Here is a 1390-nt window from a genome sequence, read left to right as displayed (position 1 = left end):
CCTGGATTGGGTCAGCCTGCCAGTCGGGCGAGGGCCAGTGCGTGTGCGTGGGCGAGGGAGTCAGCAGCGGCGCAAGGGATGTCCGGCTGCACGCCGGTGCCCTCCCAGTTCGTGTTGGAGACGGGGTTGATGGCGCGGCCCATGGGGACAGTGGCTTCCAGGTGTGGGTGCACGGTCCAGCCCTTGCACGGGTGTGCGCCGCCGCGGGTGGGCTCGCCGACGACTACGGCGCGTCCGAGCTGCTGGAGGTCGTACGCCAGCTCTTCAGCGGCAGAGAAGGTGCTGTCGCTGGACAGCACATACAACGGCTTGCTGCCGCCGAAGCGCGCGCCGGGAACGTGCGGCAGGCTCCAGGACTGCTCGCTGCGCTCGCCGTCGCGCCAGTGCATGGTGTTGAGGTGGGTGCGCTCGTCGAGTAGGTAACTGCAGACGAAGGCGACCGTGTCCGGGTCGCCGCCCCGGTTGGTGCGAAGGTCCACGATCAGCGCCTGGGCGCGGGAGGCCAGGGTGAGCGCGGCGCCCAGCGGTTCGGCGGCCCACTCCAGCGGAAACAGCATCGGAGCCAGCTCCAGTACGGCGACCCCTCCGTCGAGCAACTGCACCCGGGGCGCACCGCCCAGCGAGGTGTCGAAGTCCCGACGCATGGCGTCCAAGGTGGCCGCCCCCTGCTTCGGGGACACCGGGTCGGCGTGGTGCTTCAGCCTCAGGTGTCGGTCGCCATTGACGGACTGAAGGTCCGCGGTGACCAACCGGGCGAGCTCCTCGGCGTCGTCGACGTCATAGGCGCCCTCGGCGAGGCGTCGTTGCAGCAGGCCGGCGAGTTGCTCGGCTATCTCGGGGAAAACGTAGTGCTCGATCAGGAGCCGGGCTGTCTCGTCGATGACAGGGGCCGGCGGAAGCTTCGTTGAAGTCGTCATGGCAGGGAGTAGAGCAGTGCCCTTGCGAAAGCGTCAAAGAGTTTAGACACTTTTGGTATGCGTGATCGGCCTCCCTATCTGCCACCCCTTGAGGATGTTCTGGAGATCGGTGCGCCTGAGCAGTTCGCAGCTCTCGCCCACCCGTTGCGTCAGCGGTTGCTCTTCGCCCTGGGCCACCGGCCTGCCACCGTCAGGCAGCTTGCGGCACGGCTCGAAGCGAAGAAGGGCAACGTGGCCCACCACCTCAAAGTGCTCCGCGAAGCCGGTCTGGTCCACATCGCCGAAACCCGCCAGGTGCGCGGTGGCACCGAGCAGTACTACCGGCGCACGGCCCGCCACATGGTCGTCGCCGAACCCCAAGCGGCAGGCACCGCCGCGATGCTCGCCGTGTTCGCCCAGGAGCTGGACCTCTCCCCCGCCGAGACCCACCTGACACTGCGCCACCTGCGTCTCAGCCCCACGAAGGCAAGAGA

At 68.2% G+C, this 1390-nt stretch carries 2 protein-coding genes; one reads left to right on the top strand and one right to left on the bottom strand.

The window, feature by feature from the left end; all coding sequences use genetic code 11:
- Nucleotides 1-11: 11 nt before the first annotated feature.
- Entirely contained in the window at nt 12-917 is a 906-nt protein-coding gene (locus AB0M76_RS43465) for a S41 family peptidase (protein WP_365958296.1), read from the bottom strand.
- 57 nt (nt 918-974) lie between these two features.
- Here AB0M76_RS43465 and AB0M76_RS43460 point away from each other — a divergent pair.
- Nucleotides 975-1390, top strand: a 416-nt coding sequence (locus AB0M76_RS43460) for a winged helix-turn-helix domain-containing protein (protein ID WP_365958295.1), incomplete at its 3' end; no start/stop codon positions are given.

The organism is Streptomyces sp. NPDC051364, from assembly GCF_040682115.1.
In the GTDB taxonomy this organism is placed as follows: Bacteria; Actinomycetota; Actinomycetes; order Streptomycetales; family Streptomycetaceae; genus Streptomyces.
This window is presented reverse-complemented; position numbering and strand designations above follow the sequence as displayed.